We start from the raw sequence: 16987 nt of genomic DNA, 5'->3' as shown, positions 1-16987 counted from the left end.
GCGCGGAGGGATCCATGGATAAGCTCGAGGTCGAGGGCGCGCTTGGCGCCAAGCTCGCCGCGCGGATCGATCGACCCAGCAGCGAGACCCGCGCAGTCGCGTTGTTCGCGCACTGCTTCACCTGCGGCAAGGACATCTTCGCCGCCCGCACGATCGCCCGCCGCCTCGCCGAGCGGGGGATTGCAACGGTCCGGTTCGACTTCACCGGGCTCGGATCGTCGGAGGGCGAGTTCGCCTCCACGTACTTCTCCTCCAACGTCGGCGACCTCGTGAAGATGGCCGATGCGATGCGCGACGGGATCGGCGCTCCGACGCTCCTCGTCGGGCACTCCCTTGGCGGCGCCGCGGTCCTCGCCGCCGCCGGCCGCATCCCCGAGGTGAGGGCCGTCGCGACCATCGGGGCGCCGGCGGACGTCGCCCACGTCGCCGAGCAGTTCTCCGCCGACCTGGCACGCATCGAGGCGGAGGGCGCCGCGGAGGTCTCGCTTGCCGGCCGCACGTTCACCATCCGTCGCGAGTTCGTCGACGACCTACGCGCGCAGGCGCTGGAGGCCGACGTCGCGTCGCTGCGCGCAGCGCTCCTCGTGATGCACGCCCCGCGCGACGAGGTCGTCGGCATCGACAACGCGACCCGCATCTTCTTGGCGGCCAAGCACCCGAAGAGCTTCGTCTCCCTCGACGACGCCGACCACCTCCTGTCCGCCCGCCGCCACGCGGACTACGCCGCCGACGTCATCGCCGCATGGGCGAGCCGCTACGTCGCTGCTGGGGCACCGGCGGATCAGGAGGGCGCGCCGGCCGTGCTGCCCTCCGAGCACGACGGCGTCCGCGCCACCGACGCGGGGGGACGGTTCCGCACCGACCTTGCGGTGGGGAACCACCGGCTGCGAGCGGACGAGCCGGAGGACGTCGGCGGCGACGCGTCGGGGCCGACGCCCTACGACCTCGTCGCCGCGGGGCTCGCCGCCTGCACGGTGATGACGATGCGGCTCTACGCCGAGGGCAAGGGCTGGACGGTCGAGGCGACCGTCGACGTCGCCCACGGCAAGGTGCACGCAAGGGACTGCGAGGATTGCGCCGACGCCGCGCCCGGCAGCGACGGCCGCATCGACCGGTTCGAGCGGCGCATCCGCTTCGCCCCAGGCACCAGTCCCGCCGAGCGCGACAAGCTCCTGGAGATCGCCGACAAGTGCCCGGTCCATCGCTCGCTGGAACGCGGAGCTGCCGTGGTCACCCGGACCGTGGATTGATCGCAGGCTTACCAAAATGTCACACCGCGGACAGCGCCGTGTAACCTGCCGCCGCCTACCTTGGCGGGCGACCATCAGGTCCCCATCCCACAGGAGTCACGTATGGGTTTGAACTTTGCCGAGGCGAGCAAGCGACGGGTGGCCCTGCTGCTCGCCGGGACGTTCTTGATGGGCGCAGCCGGCGCGACGGTCCTCCACGGCGGCGGCGCCACCCCGGCGCAGGCTCAGAACTTGTCCGAGCAGGTGCCGCCGACCGTCCAGGAGAACGCCCCGAGCTTCGCCGACATCGTCGATCGCGTCAGCCCGGCGGTCGTCTCCATCCAGGTGAAGAGCCAGCGCAACCCGAGCCTGTCGCAGTTCCGCGGCTTCGAGGGCTCGCCGTTCGACTTCTTCGAGGAGTTCGAGGAGCGCTTCGGCAACCGGGGTGAGCGCGGCGATCGCCGTGGCGACCGCAACCGCCGCTTCTCCTCCGGCCAGGGCTCCGGCTTCTTGATCTCCGCCGACGGTTACGTTGTGACCAACGGGCACGTGGTCGACGGCGCCGAGGAGGTCAACGTCGTCCTTCAGGACGGCGAGGTGCTGTCCGCCGAGGTGATCGGCGTCGACGACAAGACCGACCTCGCGCTCGTCAAGGTCGAGGGGGAGCGCGATCTTCCGTTCGTGAGCTTCGCCACGCAGGAGACGCGGGTCGGAGACTGGGTGATGGCGGTGGGCAACCCCTTCGGCCTCGGCGGTACGGTGACCGCCGGCATCGTGTCGGCGCGCGGCCGCGAGATCGGCGCCGGCCCCTACGACGATTTCATCCAGATCGACGCGCCGATCAACCGCGGCAACTCCGGCGGACCGACGTTCAACCTCAAGGGCAACGTCGTCGGCGTCAACACGGCGATCTACTCGCCGTCCGGCGGCTCGGTGGGCATCGGCTTTGCGATCCCGGCCTCCATCGCGGAGGACGTCATCGCGGACCTGCGTGACGACGGGTCCGTCACGCGCGGCTGGCTCGGCGTCCAGATCCAGCCGATCACGCCGCAGATCGCCGAGAGCATCGGCCGCGACGACGTCGTCGGCGCGCTCGTGACCGAGCCGCAGGCGGGCAGCCCGGCGTCCGAGGCTGGCGTCAGGACCGGCGACGCGATCATCGCGGTGGACGGCGAGCAGGTCGACGGTCCTCGCGGCCTTGCCCGCGCCATCTCCGCCGAGGAGCCTGGCTCGGTGGTGACCCTGTCGGTCTGGCGCGACGGTGCCGAGGAGGACATCGACGTCACCCTCGGCCGGCTCGGCGAGGAGAGCGAGGAGGCGAGCAACGAGGGTCCGTCCTCGCAGGATCGCTCGTCGCGCGACGACGCCTCCATGATGCTCGGCATGCGTCTCGCCCCCGCGTCCGGCGCGAACCTCGACAGCGATGGACTCGCCGTGCTCGAGATCGACCCGGACGGCGCTGCCGCGGAGGCGGGCGTCGAGCGTGGTGACGTCATCCTCCAGGCCAACGGCGTCGACGTCGCCTCGACCGAGGATCTCGAGGAGGGCCTGTCGAGTGCCCGTGAGGAGGGCCGCGAGAACATGCTCGTGATGCTCCAGCGCGGTGAGAACGCCCGCTTCGTCGCCGTGCCCATCGAGGAGCGCGAGCGCGGCTGAGCGATCCGCCCTCGTCGGCAACCTGCGGGGCCGGGCGACATCGTCCGGCCCCGTTCGCATTCGGACCATCGCCATGAAAGTCTTGATCGTGGAGGACGACGCGGACGCTGCGTCCTACCTTGCGCGCGCGCTGAACGAGGCCGGTCATGCCTGCGACGTCGCAGGCGACGGTGAGACCGGCCTCGAGATGGCGCTCGCCACGGAGTACGACGTCCTCGTCGTTGATCGCATGCTGCCGCGCCGCGACGGGCTCTCGCTCATCGAGACGCTGCGCGCCAAGGATCGTCACGTGCCGATCCTCGTCCTGTCGGCCCTCTCCCAGGTCGACGACCGGGTGAAGGGGCTGCGGTCCGGTGGTGACGACTACCTCACCAAGCCGTACGCCTTCACCGAGCTCTTGGCCCGCGTCGAGGCCCTCGCCCGGCGCAAGCAGACCGCGGAGTTCGAGGCGATCTACCGCGTCGGCGACCTCGAGCTCGACCGCCTGTCGCACACCGTGAGCCGCGCCGGGCAGCCAATCGTGCTCCAGCCCCGTGAGTTCCGGCTGCTCGAGTACCTGATGCGCCACGCCGGCCAGGTGGTGACGCGCACGATGCTGCTCGAGAACGTCTGGGACTACCACTTCGACCCACAGACCAACGTCATCGACGTCCATATCTCGCGCCTGCGCGGTAAGATCGACAAGATGTTCGACCGCCCATTGGTGCATACCGTGCGGGGGGCGGGTTATGTGATCAGGGCGGACGGGGAGTAGCGGAAGGGACCGACGTGGCCGTGCAACAGAGCGCACTCGCCGGACGCGCCCTTCGCGCGCGTCGTCCCGCGTCGCCGCGGCGCGCGAGGCTCGTGCGTACCACCGCCTTTAAGCTGACGATCGTCTACCTCGTCGTGTTCGGCGCCTTGGCGCTCGGCCTCATCGCCTACATCTCGAACACGACGAAGGACATCATCGACCGCCAGCTCGAGGCGGCCATCGAGGGGGAGAGCGCTGAGCTCGTCGCTGAGTTTCGCCGGCACAACCTCTTCAAGGTGATGGCGGCGATCGAGCGTCGCTCCATGCGTCCGGACGCCAACGTCTACCTCGTCACCGACTTCTCCGGGAACCCCATCGCCGGCAACGTCGCCGAGCTCATCTACGATCCGGCCGAGGCGCGTGCGGACGCTATTTTCCCGGTGCGCTACCGCCGGCTCGCGGCGGTCGACGGGTCCGACGGGCCGACGCACAGGGCGCTCGCCAAGCTGTCGGTGCTGGGCGGGGGCTACCGCCTCCTCGTCGGTCGCGACGTTGAGGACCGGATCGAGTTCTCCGCCATCATCTCCCGCTCGATCCGTGGCGCGATGGTGGTCGTCGCGGTCCTCGCGCTCGCGTCGTGGGCGTTCATCTCGCGCGTCGTCCTGCGCAAGGTCGACGCCATCGGCGGGTCGACGCGCCAGCTCGTGGCCGGGGACCTCACGCGGCGCCTGCCGACCGACGGCTCGGGCGATGAGTTCGACCGCCTCGCAGTAGGCGTCAACACCATGCTCGACGAGATCGAGCGCCTCCACGTGGGGCTTCAGGAGGTGTCGCAGAACATCGCCCACGACCTCAAGACGCCGCTCACGCGGGTGCGGAACCGGCTCGACGAGACGTTGCGTGCAGGCCTCGACGAGGCTGGCCGCGAGCGCGCGCTGACCGCGGCCCTCGACGCGTGCGACCAACTCATCCGCACCTTCGACGCGCTCCTCACCATCGCCCGTGTGGAGAGCCATGTGGCTGCGGTGGCGCTCGAGCGGGTGGACGTGTCGGGGCTGGTCGCGGACATGGGCGAGTTCTACGGCCCAGCAGCGGAGGACGCCGGCGTGCGCCTCGTCGCCGACGTTGCGGGCGACCTGATCGTTCCCGGCGAGCCGACGCTCCTGCGCACCATGATCGCGAACCTCCTCGACAACGCGCTCAAGTATGGCCGCAGTGCACCAAACGTCGTGGAGCTGTCGCTCCGGCGAGATGGGGACGCCGCGTTGATGACCGTGCGCGATTACGGAGAGGGGGTCGCGGAGGCCGACATGGGGCGCCTCACCGACCGCTTCGTGCGCATGGATGCGGCGCGTTCGAAGCCCGGTGCAGGGCTCGGCCTGTCCATGGTGAAGGCGATCGTCGGCCATCACGGTGGCACGCTGACGCTGACGGACGCGCGTCCAGGGCTCGCGGTGAGCGTTCGCCTGCCACTTGCCGGCTGAGCGGTGAGCGCTGACGCACCGCTCGGGGCGACCTTCGTGCCCCTCGATGGCCCGGGCGATCGCGACTTCGACGCCGCGCTCGGCGCGACGCGAGCCGCGGAGCTTCCCGCTGGAAGCCGTGCTGCCCTCTCGACGGTCGCAGCGGTCTCCCCCTACCTGAAGCACGCCATGCTGCGCGGCGCGGACGACCTCGCAGGCCTCCTCGCGCAGCCGCTCGGAGCGACTGTCGCCAAGGCGAGGGTCGCCCCGTCCGGCGACGTGTCCGACGTCGGCGCGCGGCTGCGCCGGGCGAAGGGGCGCGTCGCGCTCGCGGTCGCGCTCGCCGACCTCCTCGGCGGGGCGGACGTCGCCACCGTGACGGAGGCGCTGAGCGCCGTCGCCGACGAGGCGATCGCGACGGCGCTCGCCAGCGTGCTCCTCGCCGCGGCGGTGAAGGGCGTCGCGCCCGAACCCGAGACGAGCGGCCTCGTGGTGCTCGCCCTCGGCAAGCTCGGCGGCGAGGAACTCAACTTCTCGTCCGACGTCGACCTCGTGGTGCTGTTCGACCCGGACCGTGCCGAGCCTGCCGGCATCGACGGGAAGCAGGCGGTCCGCCTGATTCAGGCCATGACGCGGGTCCTGCAGGCGCGGACCGGGGATGGCTACGTCTTCCGCGTCGACCTGCGCCTGCGGCCCGATCCCGGCGCCACGCCCGTCGCCATGTCCACCCGCGCCGCGGTCGCGTACTTCCAAAACCGCGCACGGGCCTGGGAGCGCCAGGCGATGATCAAGGCGCGTCAGGTGGCTGGCGACCGCGCCGCCGGGAACGCCTACCTGCGCGCGCTCGAGCCCACCGTGTGGCGCCTCGCCTACGACTTCACGGTGATCGACGACACGATGGCGATGCGCGACCAGATCGCCGCGGTGCGCGGTGCCGGCGCGCTGACGTTGCCCGGCCACAACGTCAAGCTGGGGCGCGGCGGCATCCGTGAGATCGAGTTCTTCGTCCAGAGCCTGCAGCGGATCGCGGGCGGGCGCGATCGCGCGCTGCGCGGGCGCCGTACGGTGGAGATGCTGGAGGCGCTTGCAGCCCGAGGCTGGATCGCGCGAGAGCCGAGCGACGAGCTCACCGCCGCCTACGAGCGGCTGCGCCGAGTGGAGCATCGACTGCAGATGGTGGACGACGCGCAGACCCACGTGCTGCCCGCGGCCGAGGGGCTTCCGCGTCTCGCGCGCATGATGCGCCTCGCCGACTTCGAAGAGGAGATGCTCGCCACGTTGGAGCGTGTGCACCTCCACTTCGCGTCGTTGACCGGTGTGGTCGGCCAGACGAACCCGCTGCTCGCCCCCGTCGCGGTCGGCTTCCCAGTGCCGACGCCGGTCGCCGAGGCGTTCGCGGCGGCCATGGACGGCTGGACCGCCGGCCGGCACGCGGGGCTGAAGGGCGAGCGCTCGCGCCGCCTGCTGCGGGCGGTCGAGCCCGACCTGCGCCACGCCGTCGCCTCCTCCGCGGACCCTGAAGCGACGATCGCCGCCCTCGACGACTTCCTGGCTCGGCTGCCCGCCAGCGTCGAGCTCCTCGCACGGCTCGACCGGCACCGCGAGCTGATCGCCGCGCTCGTCCTCATCGTGTCCACCTCGCCGCGGTTGGCGACGGAGCTCGCGCGCAGGACCCACCTCCTCGACGTCCTCATCGACCCGCAGTTCTTCGGCCGGCTCGCCGAGCCCGACGTCTGGGCAACGCAGCTCCAAGAACTCGTCGCGCGGGAGGCCGACTATGAGGCCAAGCTGGATATCATGCGCACGTTCGGTCAGGAGCAGGCGCTGCTCATCGACGTGCGCGTGCTGACGAGCTCGCTGTCGGGCCCTGAGGCGAGCCGCGCGATGACGGATCTTGCCGACGTCGCCGTCGATCGGGCGCTCGAGGTGGCACGCGAGGCCTTCGAGGTGCGGCACGGGCGGCTCGCTGGCGGCGGGGTGGCGCTCCTCGCGCTCGGCAAGTTCGGCGGCCAGGAGATGACCGCGACCAGCGACCTCGACGTGGTGTTCCTCTACGACTGCGATGCGGACGCGGGGGAGTCGGACGGCGCGAAGGGGCTCTCGCCGGGGCACTACTACACGCGCCTCGCCCAGCGCTTCATCGCCGCGCTGGCCGCGCCCACCGCCCGCGGCACGCTCTACGAGGTGGACCTGCGGCTGCGCCCGTCCGGTCGCGCCGGACCGCTTGCGACGCACATCCGATCCTTCGCGCGCTACCACGCGGAGAGCGCGTGGACGTGGGAGCATATGGCGCTGACCCGCGCGCGCATCGTCGCCGGCGACGCGCGGCTGGCGGCGCAGGCGATGGCGGTGATCCACGAGGCGCTGTCGAGGGACCGCGAGCGTGAGGAGCTCGGCCGCGAGATCGCCGCGATGCGAGCGCGGATGGCGGCCCAGTCGGAGGCGGGGCTGAAGCTGATGGCTGGCGGGCAGGTCGACATCGAGTTCATCGCGCAGCACGCGGTGCTCTCGCGCGGCCTCTTCGCGCCCGCGGATACCGGCACCGTGGCGATGCTGGAGCGGGCGCGCGACCACGGGACGCTGCCGGCGGACGCCTGCGAGACGCTCACCGGCACGTACGCGTTCTACCAGCGGCTCGCCCAGCTCCTGTCCATCGCCTCCGAGGGGTCGCTGACGGTCGCCGACGCGCCGGCGGCGCTGCAGCGGCTCCTGGTCCGGGCGGGAGAGGCGCCGGACCTTGCCTTCCTCGAGGCTGACATCGCCGAGCGCCGGAGCACCGTCCGCACGCTCTTCGAGCAGCTCGTTGGGCCCGTCGGGCCGGTGTGATACGGTCCCGGCATGAACGTCGTAACGACGCTGCCGCTGTCTGCGCGCATGACCCAGCAGGAGTTCCTGGACTGGTACCTCCAGCAGCCCGACGGCCATCGCTACGAGCTGCACGACGGCGTGGCGTTCCGCATCATGGCCGATGCCGTGACCGACTGGGACGGCCTGAAGGTCAGGATGAACGCCGAGCGCAACCAGCACGCCATCGCGAAGCTCGAGGTCGCCCACATGCTGCGGCTCGACGTGGACCGTAAAGGGCTGGCGTGCACGGTCCACACCGACGGCATGGCGGTTGCGATCGACGAGCGCACGCAGTACGAGCCCGACGCCATGGTGCGCTGCGGCGGCCCGCTGCCGATGAACCAGCTTGCCGTCGTCGACCCCACCGTCATCGTCGAGGTGACGTCGCCGACGCGGCACAAGATCGATGCTAGCGTGAAGCAGAGCCGGTACGCCAACATCCCGACCCTTGAGCACTACGTCAACGTGCGTCTCGAGGAGCGGGACGCGGCGCACTACGGCCAGGCGACGAGCCTTCACTCGCCTCGGTTTGCGACAGGCGGTGTGATCGACCTCGATCCGCCGGGGCTGTCCCTTGACCTCGACCGCATCTGGTCGCGGCTCGGACCCGCGGAGCGCTCGCTCCCGACCTGACGGACGGCTCAGCCGAACGCGCGGGGGAGGCGCACCGTGACCGTCGTGCCCTGACCGACCTCGGACTGGATATCCATCTTGCCGCGATGGAGCTCGGTGAGCGAGCGGGCGATGGCGAGGCCGAGCCCCGAGCCCTGGTGCGTCTTGGTGAACTGGTTCTCCACCTGCACGAAGGGCTGACCGAGCCGGTCGAGCTCGCGCTTCGGAATGCCGATCCCGTTGTCCTCCACCGCGATCACCACCCACTCGCGCTCGAGCCGGGCACGGGTCGTGACGCACCCGTCGTTCGGGGTGAACTTCACCGCGTTGGACATGAGGTTGAGCAGGATCTGCTTCATCGCGCGACGGTCGACCTCGATGCGCATGCCGTCGGAGATCGCCGAGGCGAGGGTGATCGCCTTCTCCGCTGCGATGGGCGTCATGATGCGCGTCGCCTCGGTGAACAGCTCCGACAGGTCGACCGTCTCCATGGACAGGTCCACCTGACCCGCCTCGATGCGGCTCATGTCGAGGATGTCGTTGATGACGCCGAGGAGGTAAGTGCCGGAGTGGTGGATGTCTGCGCAGTACTCCTCGTACTTCTGGGAGCCGAGGTTGCCGAACATCCTCCCCTTCATGATCTCCGAGAAGCCGATGATCGCGTTGAGCGGCGTCCTGAGCTCGTGGGAGATGTTGGCGAGGAACTCCGACTTGGCGCGGTTGGCGTCCTCGGCGCGGGTCTTCTCCTCGGCGTACTTCTCGGCGAGCTCGGCCAACTGACGCGTCTGGTTCTCCGCGGTGCGACGGGCGCGCTGCAGCTCGACGACGTTGGTCTTGAGCCGCTTCTCCGACTCCATCAGCCGCTCCTCATGGGTCTTGAGGGCGGTGATGTCGGTGCCGACGGAGACGAAGCCGCCGTCCTTGGTGCGGCGCTCGTTGATCTGCAGCCAGCGCCCGCCGGCGAGCTCGGCCTCGTAGGAGCGCTCGTCGTCCGGCCCGTTGGACTGGGACAGGAGCTGCGCCGAGACCACCGGCTGACGCGCCGCGTCGATGACCACGTGGTAGGGCGTTCCGGGTCCGACGGCGTCGTCGGGCAGGTTGTGCATCTCCTGGTACTTGGTGTTGCACATGACGAGGCGGTTGTTGGCGTCCCACAGGACGAACGCCTCTGAAACGGTCTCGATGGCGTCGCGCAGCCGCATGTCGGCGGTGGCGGACAGCTCGGCGAGGCGCTTCTGCTCGGTGGTGTCGAGTGCAACGCCGATGAGGTGGGGGCGGCCGGACTCCTCGTCGCGGACGAGCTCGGCGCGCATCCTCAGCCAGATCCAGCGCCCATCGGCGTGACGCATGCGAAGGGTGCGGTCGAGCACCTTGCCGCCGGACACCAGCTGGCGCTCGGCGATCTCGTAGAGCCCGCCGTCGTCAGGGTGGACGAGGGCGGCCACCTCCCGGAAGCCCATGAGCTCGTCGCGCGGCGTCATGCCGAGCACCTCGAACATCGACTGCGTCCAGAACATGCGCCCGCGCGCGACGTCCCAGTCGAACAGGCCGCAGCGGCCCCGCGTCAGCGCCGTGTCGATCCGCTCACGGGTGGCCGAGTAGATCTGGTCGGCGGACCGTGCCCGCGCCGACTGCGCGTAGAACGCGTAGACGACGACGATGATGACGCCGGCGGTACACATGAAGAGCACCGCGTTGGTGGACAGCTCCTCGCGCCAGGCCGACAGGACCTGGCGGCGCGGCTGAGTGAGCGCGACGCTCGCCTCGGCACCGTCCACGTGGTGGACCGTGGCGTACAGCGGGCCGATCGGTCCCTCGACGGTCAGGACGCCGGCGCGTCTGCCGAACGTCGTCATTGGCTGGTTGCGACCGAGGAGGACGGGGACGGGGCCGTCGACGAGGTCGGCGCGGAACGGTGAGGTGGCGGTGATCCTGCCTCCCTCCAAGAGCGCGACCAGGCGGCCGTTGGCCGTGACGTCCTGCGGCAGGCTCGTGGCGAAGGCATCGATCGGCCGCGCCCCGTCGCGTGCGACCTGGAGCGCGATCTCCGAGGCGAGGCTGGCTGCGATGAGTGTAAGCTGCGCCTGCGCCTGTGCGACGTCGCGCTCGCGGTGGTCGAGCGTGATCGCGACGCGATAGGCTGCGATCACCAGGATGAACATCACCGTGAGGAGGGGAATTGCGCGGCGCAGAATCGGCTCCCGGGCAAGGAGCTGGCCGTAGCTCGGCGCCGCGAGGAGGCGGACGTGACCGCTCATCTCGGCGCCGGCGCGAGGCGTCGTCGCCGGGCGGGGCCGTCGCGCTCGTGCCGGGACGTCTGCCGCTTCGGCGGGCGTCGGCCCCTCGCGCGTCGGCGTGTCCTGGCGCGGCTGATGCATCACCTCCTCGGCCATGCGCATCAAGACTTCCGCAGGACGAGCACTCGTGCGTGGGGCCTGCACGCGACCCATCACTGAGCCGCGGCCACGCGCCGTGGTGGCTGCGGTGCTGCGCGGCACCGCGCTCGGATGGTCGTATGCCGGAGTTGGCGACGCCGCGCTGCGTGGCGCGTCCGCCCCGTCGAACCCCGACCTTGGCACAGCCATGTCGACGGACCCCACCGCACACCGTCCAGCTACACTACCGCTGGGCGTGACGTTAACCAAGCCGAGTTAACGCTTCGTTCGCAACTCGAGCCAGCTCGCCGCTCGTCAGCCCGCGGTAAGGCGCCGCGCGATGTCGAGGACGTCGGACGACGTCGCCTCTTGGAGGACCCCGGCGAGGACACGTGCGGCCGCCTCCCGGCGCGGCGCGTCGAACCTGCCGACGTCGGCGAACGCCGTGAGGAGGCGCGCGGCGACCTGGGGATTGGTCTTGTCGAGGGAGGTCGCGACGCCGGCGACGAACGCGTAGCCCTCGCCGTCGGGCCGGTGGAAGGCGGCGACGTTCTGCGCGAAGGCGCCGAGGAGGCTGCGCACGCGGTTGGGGTTCTTCAGGCTGAAGCTCGGGTGCGCCATCAGCCCTTGCGCCCGCGTCAGCGCGTCCCCGTCCGGCCGCCCGGCCTGGATGGCGAAGTACTTGTCGAGGACCAGCGGCTCGTGGACGTAAGCCTCGGCGAAGCCGGCGAGCGCAGCGTCGGCCTGCGGCGCGTTGGCCATCGCCAGCGCGCCGATGGCGGCGAGGCGATCGGTCATCGTCGTCGCCCCGTCGATCTGGGCCTCGGCCCGCTCCGCGTCGCCCGCGGCGGTGAGGAGGACGAGCGCCGCGTTGCGCAGCGCGCGACGGCCGGCCGCATCCGGCGAGACGTCCGCCGCATCGGGTGGTGCGGCATCGTGCAGGCCAGCGAGCACGGCGCGCATGCGCTCGCCGACCGCCCGCGTGAGCCCCCTATGAGCGGCCTCGACCCTGTCTGCGTCGACGTCGCTCGCCAACGCCTCGATCAGCGTCTGCCGGCTCGGCAGCGCCAGCGTGTGGGCGCGGAACGCCGGCTCGTAACGCACGTCCTGCGCGAGCCTCGACAGGGCGTCGGCGAGCGCGTCCACGTCTGCGGCTTCGCCGCCGTAGCGCGCGCGCAGCGCCCTGAGGCCGAGCCGCTGGACGGCGTCCCACACGTTGAACGGATCGTCGTCGCGCTCCACGAGGGCGAGGTCGCGGGCAGGATCGTCGGCGCGCTCGACGAGGACAGGGGCGGAGAAGCCGCGCAGCAGCGAGGCGACGGGCGCCTCGCTCAGCCCGTCGACCGTCACGCTGAAGCGATCGGTAAGCACGATGTGGTCGCGCGAGGGTCGCCCGCCGACGACGGTCGCCTTCGCGGGATCGAGGGCACCGTCGCGAGCCCACAGCGCCAGGCGCACGGGGATCGGCTTCGGCCCAGCTCCCTCGGGCGGCCGCTGGGCAAGCGTCAGCTCGTAGCGCCCCTCCGCGAAGCTCTCCTCGACGACGACCGTCGGGGTGCCGGGCTCCTCGTACCACCGCATGAACGCTGCGCGGTCGGGGACGTCGAAGCAAGAGACGAAGTCCTCCACGGTCGCCGCCGTGCCATCGAACCGTGCGAAGTAGGTGGCCATGCCCGCCCGGAAGGCCTCCTCGCCGATCAGCGTGTGCATCACGCGGATGACCTCGGCGCCCTTGTCGTAGACCGTCGCGGTGTAGAGGTTGGAGATCTCGCCGTAGCGGTCCGGCCGGACGGGGTGGCGCAGCGGCGAGGCGTCCTCCGGGAACTGCGCTGCCTTCAGCCGGCGCACGTCGGCGATGCGCTTGACGCCGCGCGAGCGCTCGTCGGCGGTGAACTCCTGGTCGCGGAACACGGTCAGCCCCTCCTTGAGGCAGAGCTGGAACCAGTCGCGGCAGGTGATGCGGTTGCCCGTCCAGTTGTGGAAGTACTCGTGGGCGACGACGGTCTCGATGCCGGCGTAGTCCTGGTCCGTCGCGACCGCCGGGTCGGCGAGGACGTAGCGGTCGTTGAAGACGTTGAGCCCCTTGTTCTCCATCGCGCCCATGTTGAAGTCGGGCACCGCGACGATGTTGAACACGTCGAGGTCGTACTCCAGGCCGAAGCGCGCCTCGTCCCACCGCATGGACCGCTTCAGCGCATCCATCGCATAGCCGGCGCGCGGCTCCTTGCCCGGCTCCACGTAGACGTTGAGCTCCACGGGGCGGCCGGAGGCTGTGGTGACGGTCTCCGACACCCGGCCCAGCGTGCCGGCGACGAGGGCGAACAGGTAGGTCGGCTTGGGGAACGGGTCGGACCAGTGCGCCGTGGCGCGACCGTCCGACGTTCCCGTGCCGACGAGGTTGCCGTTGGACAGGAGCACCGGCTCGCCAGGACCGTCCGCCACCATGAAGACGTCGTAGACGGTGAGGACGTCAGGCCGGTCGTAGGCGTAGGTGATGCGACGGTAGCCCTCCGCCTCGCACTGGGTGCAGTACACGCCGTTCGAGCGGTAGAGCCCCATCAGCTCGGTGTTGTCGTCGGGCGAGACCAGCGTGACGAGGGTCAGCTCGAAGCGCCGCTGCGGCGGCTCCAGGAGGGCGAAGCGGTCGGGGCCGGCCTCGTAGGCGGCCGGCTCGAGGGTCGCCCCGTCGAGCTCGGCGGAAAGGAGCGTCAGTCCGTCGCCGACAAGGATCAACGCGCCGGCGCTCGTGATGGCGGGCTCGTAAGTCGTCGCGTTGCGCACCACCGTGCGGGTCGGGTGGAGGGCCACCATCAGCGTGGTGCGGGGCGCGCGGTAGGGCGTCGGCGCGTAGTCCTTCAGGTGGACCGTCTGTCCCGTGTCGGTTCGCATGGCCGTCCTCCGTTCGTCGAAGGGCGGCGCGCCCATGCCGCACTCCGGTCGCGCGGACGGTCGACCGCGCGACGGCGAGCGTCAACACCTGGCGTCCGGAACCTGACGCCGACCTCGGCGGATGTCGCCTGTCCTGCAGGTGACGACAGCGCCCCACACCCGCTTTTGCCGGGGCCACGGTCCGCTCTATACTTAAAGGCGACGCAAGGGAGGGTGCGGTGATGTCGGTAGCTGCCGAGCTGAGCAACGTTCGCGAGAAGACGGTCGCGTTCCAGTGGGACGACCCGTTCCTCCTCGAGGAGCAGCTCACCGAGGACGAGCGGATGATCCGCGACACCGCCCACGCCTACGCGCAGGAGAAGCTCCTGCCGCGGGTGATCGAGGCGTGGCGGCACGAGCAGACCGACCGCGCGATCTTCGACGAGATGGGCGAGCTCGGCCTCCTCGGCGTGACGGTGCCCGAGGAGTACGGCGGCGTCGGCGCCAACTACGTCTCCTACGGCCTGGTGGCGCGAGAGGTGGAGCGCGTCGATTCGGGCTACCGCTCGATGATGAGCGTGCAGTCCTCGCTCGTGATGTACCCGATCTACGCCTACGGGGACGAGAGCCAGAGGAAGCGCTGGCTGCCCAAGCTTGCCACCGGTGAGTTCGTCGGCTGCTTCGGCCTCACCGAGCCCGACGCCGGCTCGGACCCCGGCTCCATGAAGACCCGCGCCGTCAAGGTCGACGGCGGCTACAAGGTCTCAGGGGCCAAGACCTGGATCTCGAACTCGCCCTTCGCCGACGTCTTCGTCGTGTGGGCGAAGTCCGACGCCCACGAGGGCGCGATCCGCGGCTTCGTCCTTGAGAAGGGCATGGAGGGGCTCGAGGCGCCGAAGATCGAGGGCAAGGTCTCGCTGCGCGCGTCGACCACCGGCATGATCATGATGGACGACGTGTTCGTCCCCGAGGAGAACCTCCTGCCGAACGTGTCCGGCCTCAGGGGGCCGTTCGGCTGCCTCAACCGAGCCCGCTACGGCATCTCGTGGGGCGCCATGGGCGCGGCGGAGTTCTGCTGGCACGCGGCGCGCGAGTACACCCTGGATCGCAAGCAGTTCGGCCGACCGCTCGCGGCGACGCAGCTCGTCCAGAAGAAGCTTGCCGACATGCAGACCGACGTTACGCTCGGCCTGCAGGCCTGCCTGCGCGTCGGGCGCCTGTTCGACGAGGGGCAGGTCGCGCCCGAGATGATCTCGCTCGTCAAGCGCAACAACTGCGGCAAGGCGCTGGACATCGCCCGGGTCGCGCGCGACATGCACGGCGGCAACGGGATCTCCGAGGAGTATCACGTGATCCGTCACATGGTGAACCTTGAGACGGTCAACACCTACGAGGGCACGCACGACGTGCACGCGTTGATCCTCGGGCGCTCGCAGACCGGCATCCAGGCGTTCTTCTGACGCTCGCGGGGCTGTCGCGGGGCTTGCCACCCGAGTCGCGGACGGGATGATCTGGGGCCGAGCTTCCGCTACATCCTCCTGACGTTGCTGGCGTCCGCGCAGCGCAACGTAGGGGGGATGACATGGCCGAGCTCACGGCCCGCGAGCAGTACGCCGTCGAACTCATCAATCGCGCCCGTGCCGATCCTGCGGCGGAGGCAGCGCGCTACGGGATCGCGCTCGACGCTGGCCTGCCGAGCGGCACCATCGACGCCACGCCCAAGGAGCCGCTTGCGGTGGTGGGTGCGCTTTCCCTCGCCGCGGCCCGGCATGCCGCGGACATGCTCGCGAGGGACTACTTCGGTCACACAGGCCGCGACGGGTCCACCCCCAAGGAGCGCATCGACGAGGCCGGTTGGCGGCCTGAACGGTCCTCGTCCGTGCGGTGGGGCGAGAACCTGTCCGGCGCGTTCCAGTTCGCGGCGAGCGACGCGCAGACCCTCATGGATGATCACCACGAGCGCCTGTTTCGGTCCGAAGGGCATCGCCTCAACATGCTCGAGTGTGGCTTCTCCGAGGTCGGCGTCGGCGAGGCGGTCGGCCCGTTCCGTTGGGACGGCACCACCTACCCGTACAGCTCGCTCCTCACGCAGGACTTCGCGGACGGCGGCCGCACCTACATCACCGGCGTCGTCATCGACGATCGAGACGGCGACGGGTCCTACGACATCGGCGAGGGCGTGTCGCGGGTGAGGGTCACGGTGACGGCCGACGGCTTCGAGGCGACCTCACGCACGGCGCGGGCCGGCGGCTACGCGATCGAGGTTGCGCTGGGCGAGGACTACGAGGTCACGTTCTCCGGCCGCAAGCTCGACGGGGTGGTGGTTGCCGTCGCCGCCGTGACGGACGGCAATGTCAAGATCGATGCCATCGCGGGCGAGGCGATCCTGCCGCCTGAGCCCGACGTCCTGCGCGGCGGCAAGGGGCGGGACGAGCTCATCGGCACCCGGTCCGACGACCGCATCCTCGGGCTTGGTGGCAACGACCGGCTGTTCGGCCGCGCGGGCGAGGACCGGCTGGATGGCGGCTCGGGTCGGGATCGCATCGTTGCCGGAAGCGGCGACGACGTCCTGTTCGGCGGCAACGGCCCCGACAAGCTGTTCGGCGACGCCGGGGCCGACACGCTGGATGGCGGTCGGGGCGGCGACGTCCTCGACGGTGGCGCCGGCGACGACCTCATGATCGGCGGTGCCGGCCGGGACAGGTACGTCTACACGTCCGGCGTCGACACGATCGCGTTCGCCACTAAGGACAAGGTGGACCTCTCAGCCCTCGGCCTGTCGGACTTCGCATCGGACGTCGCGCCCCTGTTGTCCCGCAGCGGCCGCGCCACCGTGCTCGACCTCGGACGCACCGACGGCATCGTCTTCCTGGACACCGGCGTCGCCGACCTCTCGGCGGAGGACTTCATCTTCTGACCCGCGCCCCATCAGCCTTGGTCCACGGTCCCGCCCGCAAGGCTCGGAGCGCGTCGCTGGCGCCCTCGCCGAGGTCGGCACGGCGCCTCCCGCGGAGGGGAGGGTCCACGAAGCGACAGAGGCCATCAGGCGAAGGGGTCCATCAGGCGAAGGGGTCCGAAGGCGCGGGGCTCGGGCGTCCGGCGGGCGGCCGGCCCTCCATATGGGCGCCACCGGTCGTACGGGGGCGTCCGGTCGCACCGGCGCCCGAGGCCGACCCCGAACAACGGGGCGTCGGCGCCGCCGTG

General features: G+C 70.7%; 10 protein-coding genes. 8 read left to right on the top strand and 2 right to left on the bottom strand.

All coding sequences use genetic code 11. From position 1 onward, the window contains the following. The first annotated feature begins 14 nt into the window (after positions 1-14). From ACOOE8_RS18205 to ACOOE8_RS18180, 6 genes are all read left to right on the top strand, one after another. The gene (locus ACOOE8_RS18205; protein WP_420392807.1) at positions 15-1250 is read left to right on the top strand and encodes an alpha/beta fold hydrolase; all 1236 of its coding nucleotides are present in this window, start codon (positions 15-17) and stop codon (positions 1248-1250) included. Between the two features lie 102 nt (positions 1251-1352). Continuing rightward, positions 1353-2885 (top strand): Do family serine endopeptidase, encoded by a 1533-nt coding sequence (locus ACOOE8_RS18200; protein ID WP_420392806.1) that lies wholly within the window; start codon positions 1353-1355, stop codon positions 2883-2885. Between the two features lie 73 nt (positions 2886-2958). Beyond that, a complete protein-coding gene (locus ACOOE8_RS18195) occupies positions 2959-3639 on the top strand; it encodes a response regulator transcription factor (RefSeq protein WP_420392805.1) in 681 nt (226 codons plus the stop codon). Between the two features lie 92 nt (positions 3640-3731). Beyond that, positions 3732-5102, top strand: coding sequence for an ATP-binding protein (locus ACOOE8_RS18190; RefSeq protein ID WP_420392804.1), 1371 nt, complete (start codon positions 3732-3734; stop codon positions 5100-5102). A 3-nt stretch (positions 5103-5105) separates the two neighbouring features. Then, on the top strand, positions 5106-7907 hold the full coding sequence (locus tag ACOOE8_RS18185) for a bifunctional [glutamine synthetase] adenylyltransferase/[glutamine synthetase]-adenylyl-L-tyrosine phosphorylase (RefSeq protein ID WP_420392803.1): 2802 nt from the start codon (positions 5106-5108) through the stop codon (positions 7905-7907). A 12-nt stretch (positions 7908-7919) separates the two neighbouring features. Continuing rightward, positions 7920-8561 (top strand): Uma2 family endonuclease, encoded by a 642-nt coding sequence (locus ACOOE8_RS18180; RefSeq protein WP_420392802.1) that lies wholly within the window; start codon positions 7920-7922, stop codon positions 8559-8561. Between the two features lie 8 nt (positions 8562-8569). Here ACOOE8_RS18180 and ACOOE8_RS18175 read toward each other — a convergent pair whose 3' ends face one another. Beyond that, complete coding sequence (locus ACOOE8_RS18175) at positions 8570-10939, bottom strand: PAS domain-containing sensor histidine kinase (RefSeq protein ID WP_420392801.1); 2370 nt, start codon at positions 10937-10939, stop codon at positions 8570-8572. Between the two features lie 291 nt (positions 10940-11230). Continuing rightward, positions 11231-13804, bottom strand: a complete 2574-nt coding sequence (gene pepN, locus ACOOE8_RS18170) for an aminopeptidase N (RefSeq protein ID WP_420392800.1) — start codon at positions 13802-13804, stop codon at positions 11231-11233. Positions 13805-14025: 221 nt separating this feature from the next. Here pepN and ACOOE8_RS18165 point away from each other — a divergent pair, with 221 nt between their 5' ends. Continuing rightward, positions 14026-15243 carry an acyl-CoA dehydrogenase gene (locus tag ACOOE8_RS18165; protein WP_420394740.1) on the top strand — a complete coding sequence of 406 codons (1218 nt, stop codon included), beginning with the start codon at positions 14026-14028 and terminating at the stop codon, positions 15241-15243. Positions 15244-15365: 122 nt separating this feature from the next. After that, entirely contained in the window at positions 15366-16700 is a 1335-nt protein-coding gene (locus tag ACOOE8_RS18160; RefSeq protein ID WP_420392799.1) for a CAP domain-containing protein, read from the top strand. The last annotated feature ends 287 nt before the right edge of the window (positions 16701-16987 follow it).

The organism is Acuticoccus sp., assembly GCF_965213555.1.
GTDB lineage: Bacteria > Pseudomonadota > Alphaproteobacteria > Rhizobiales > Amorphaceae > Acuticoccus.
Note: the sequence above shows the minus strand (reverse complement) of the source record. Positions and strands in the feature narration are given on the sequence as shown.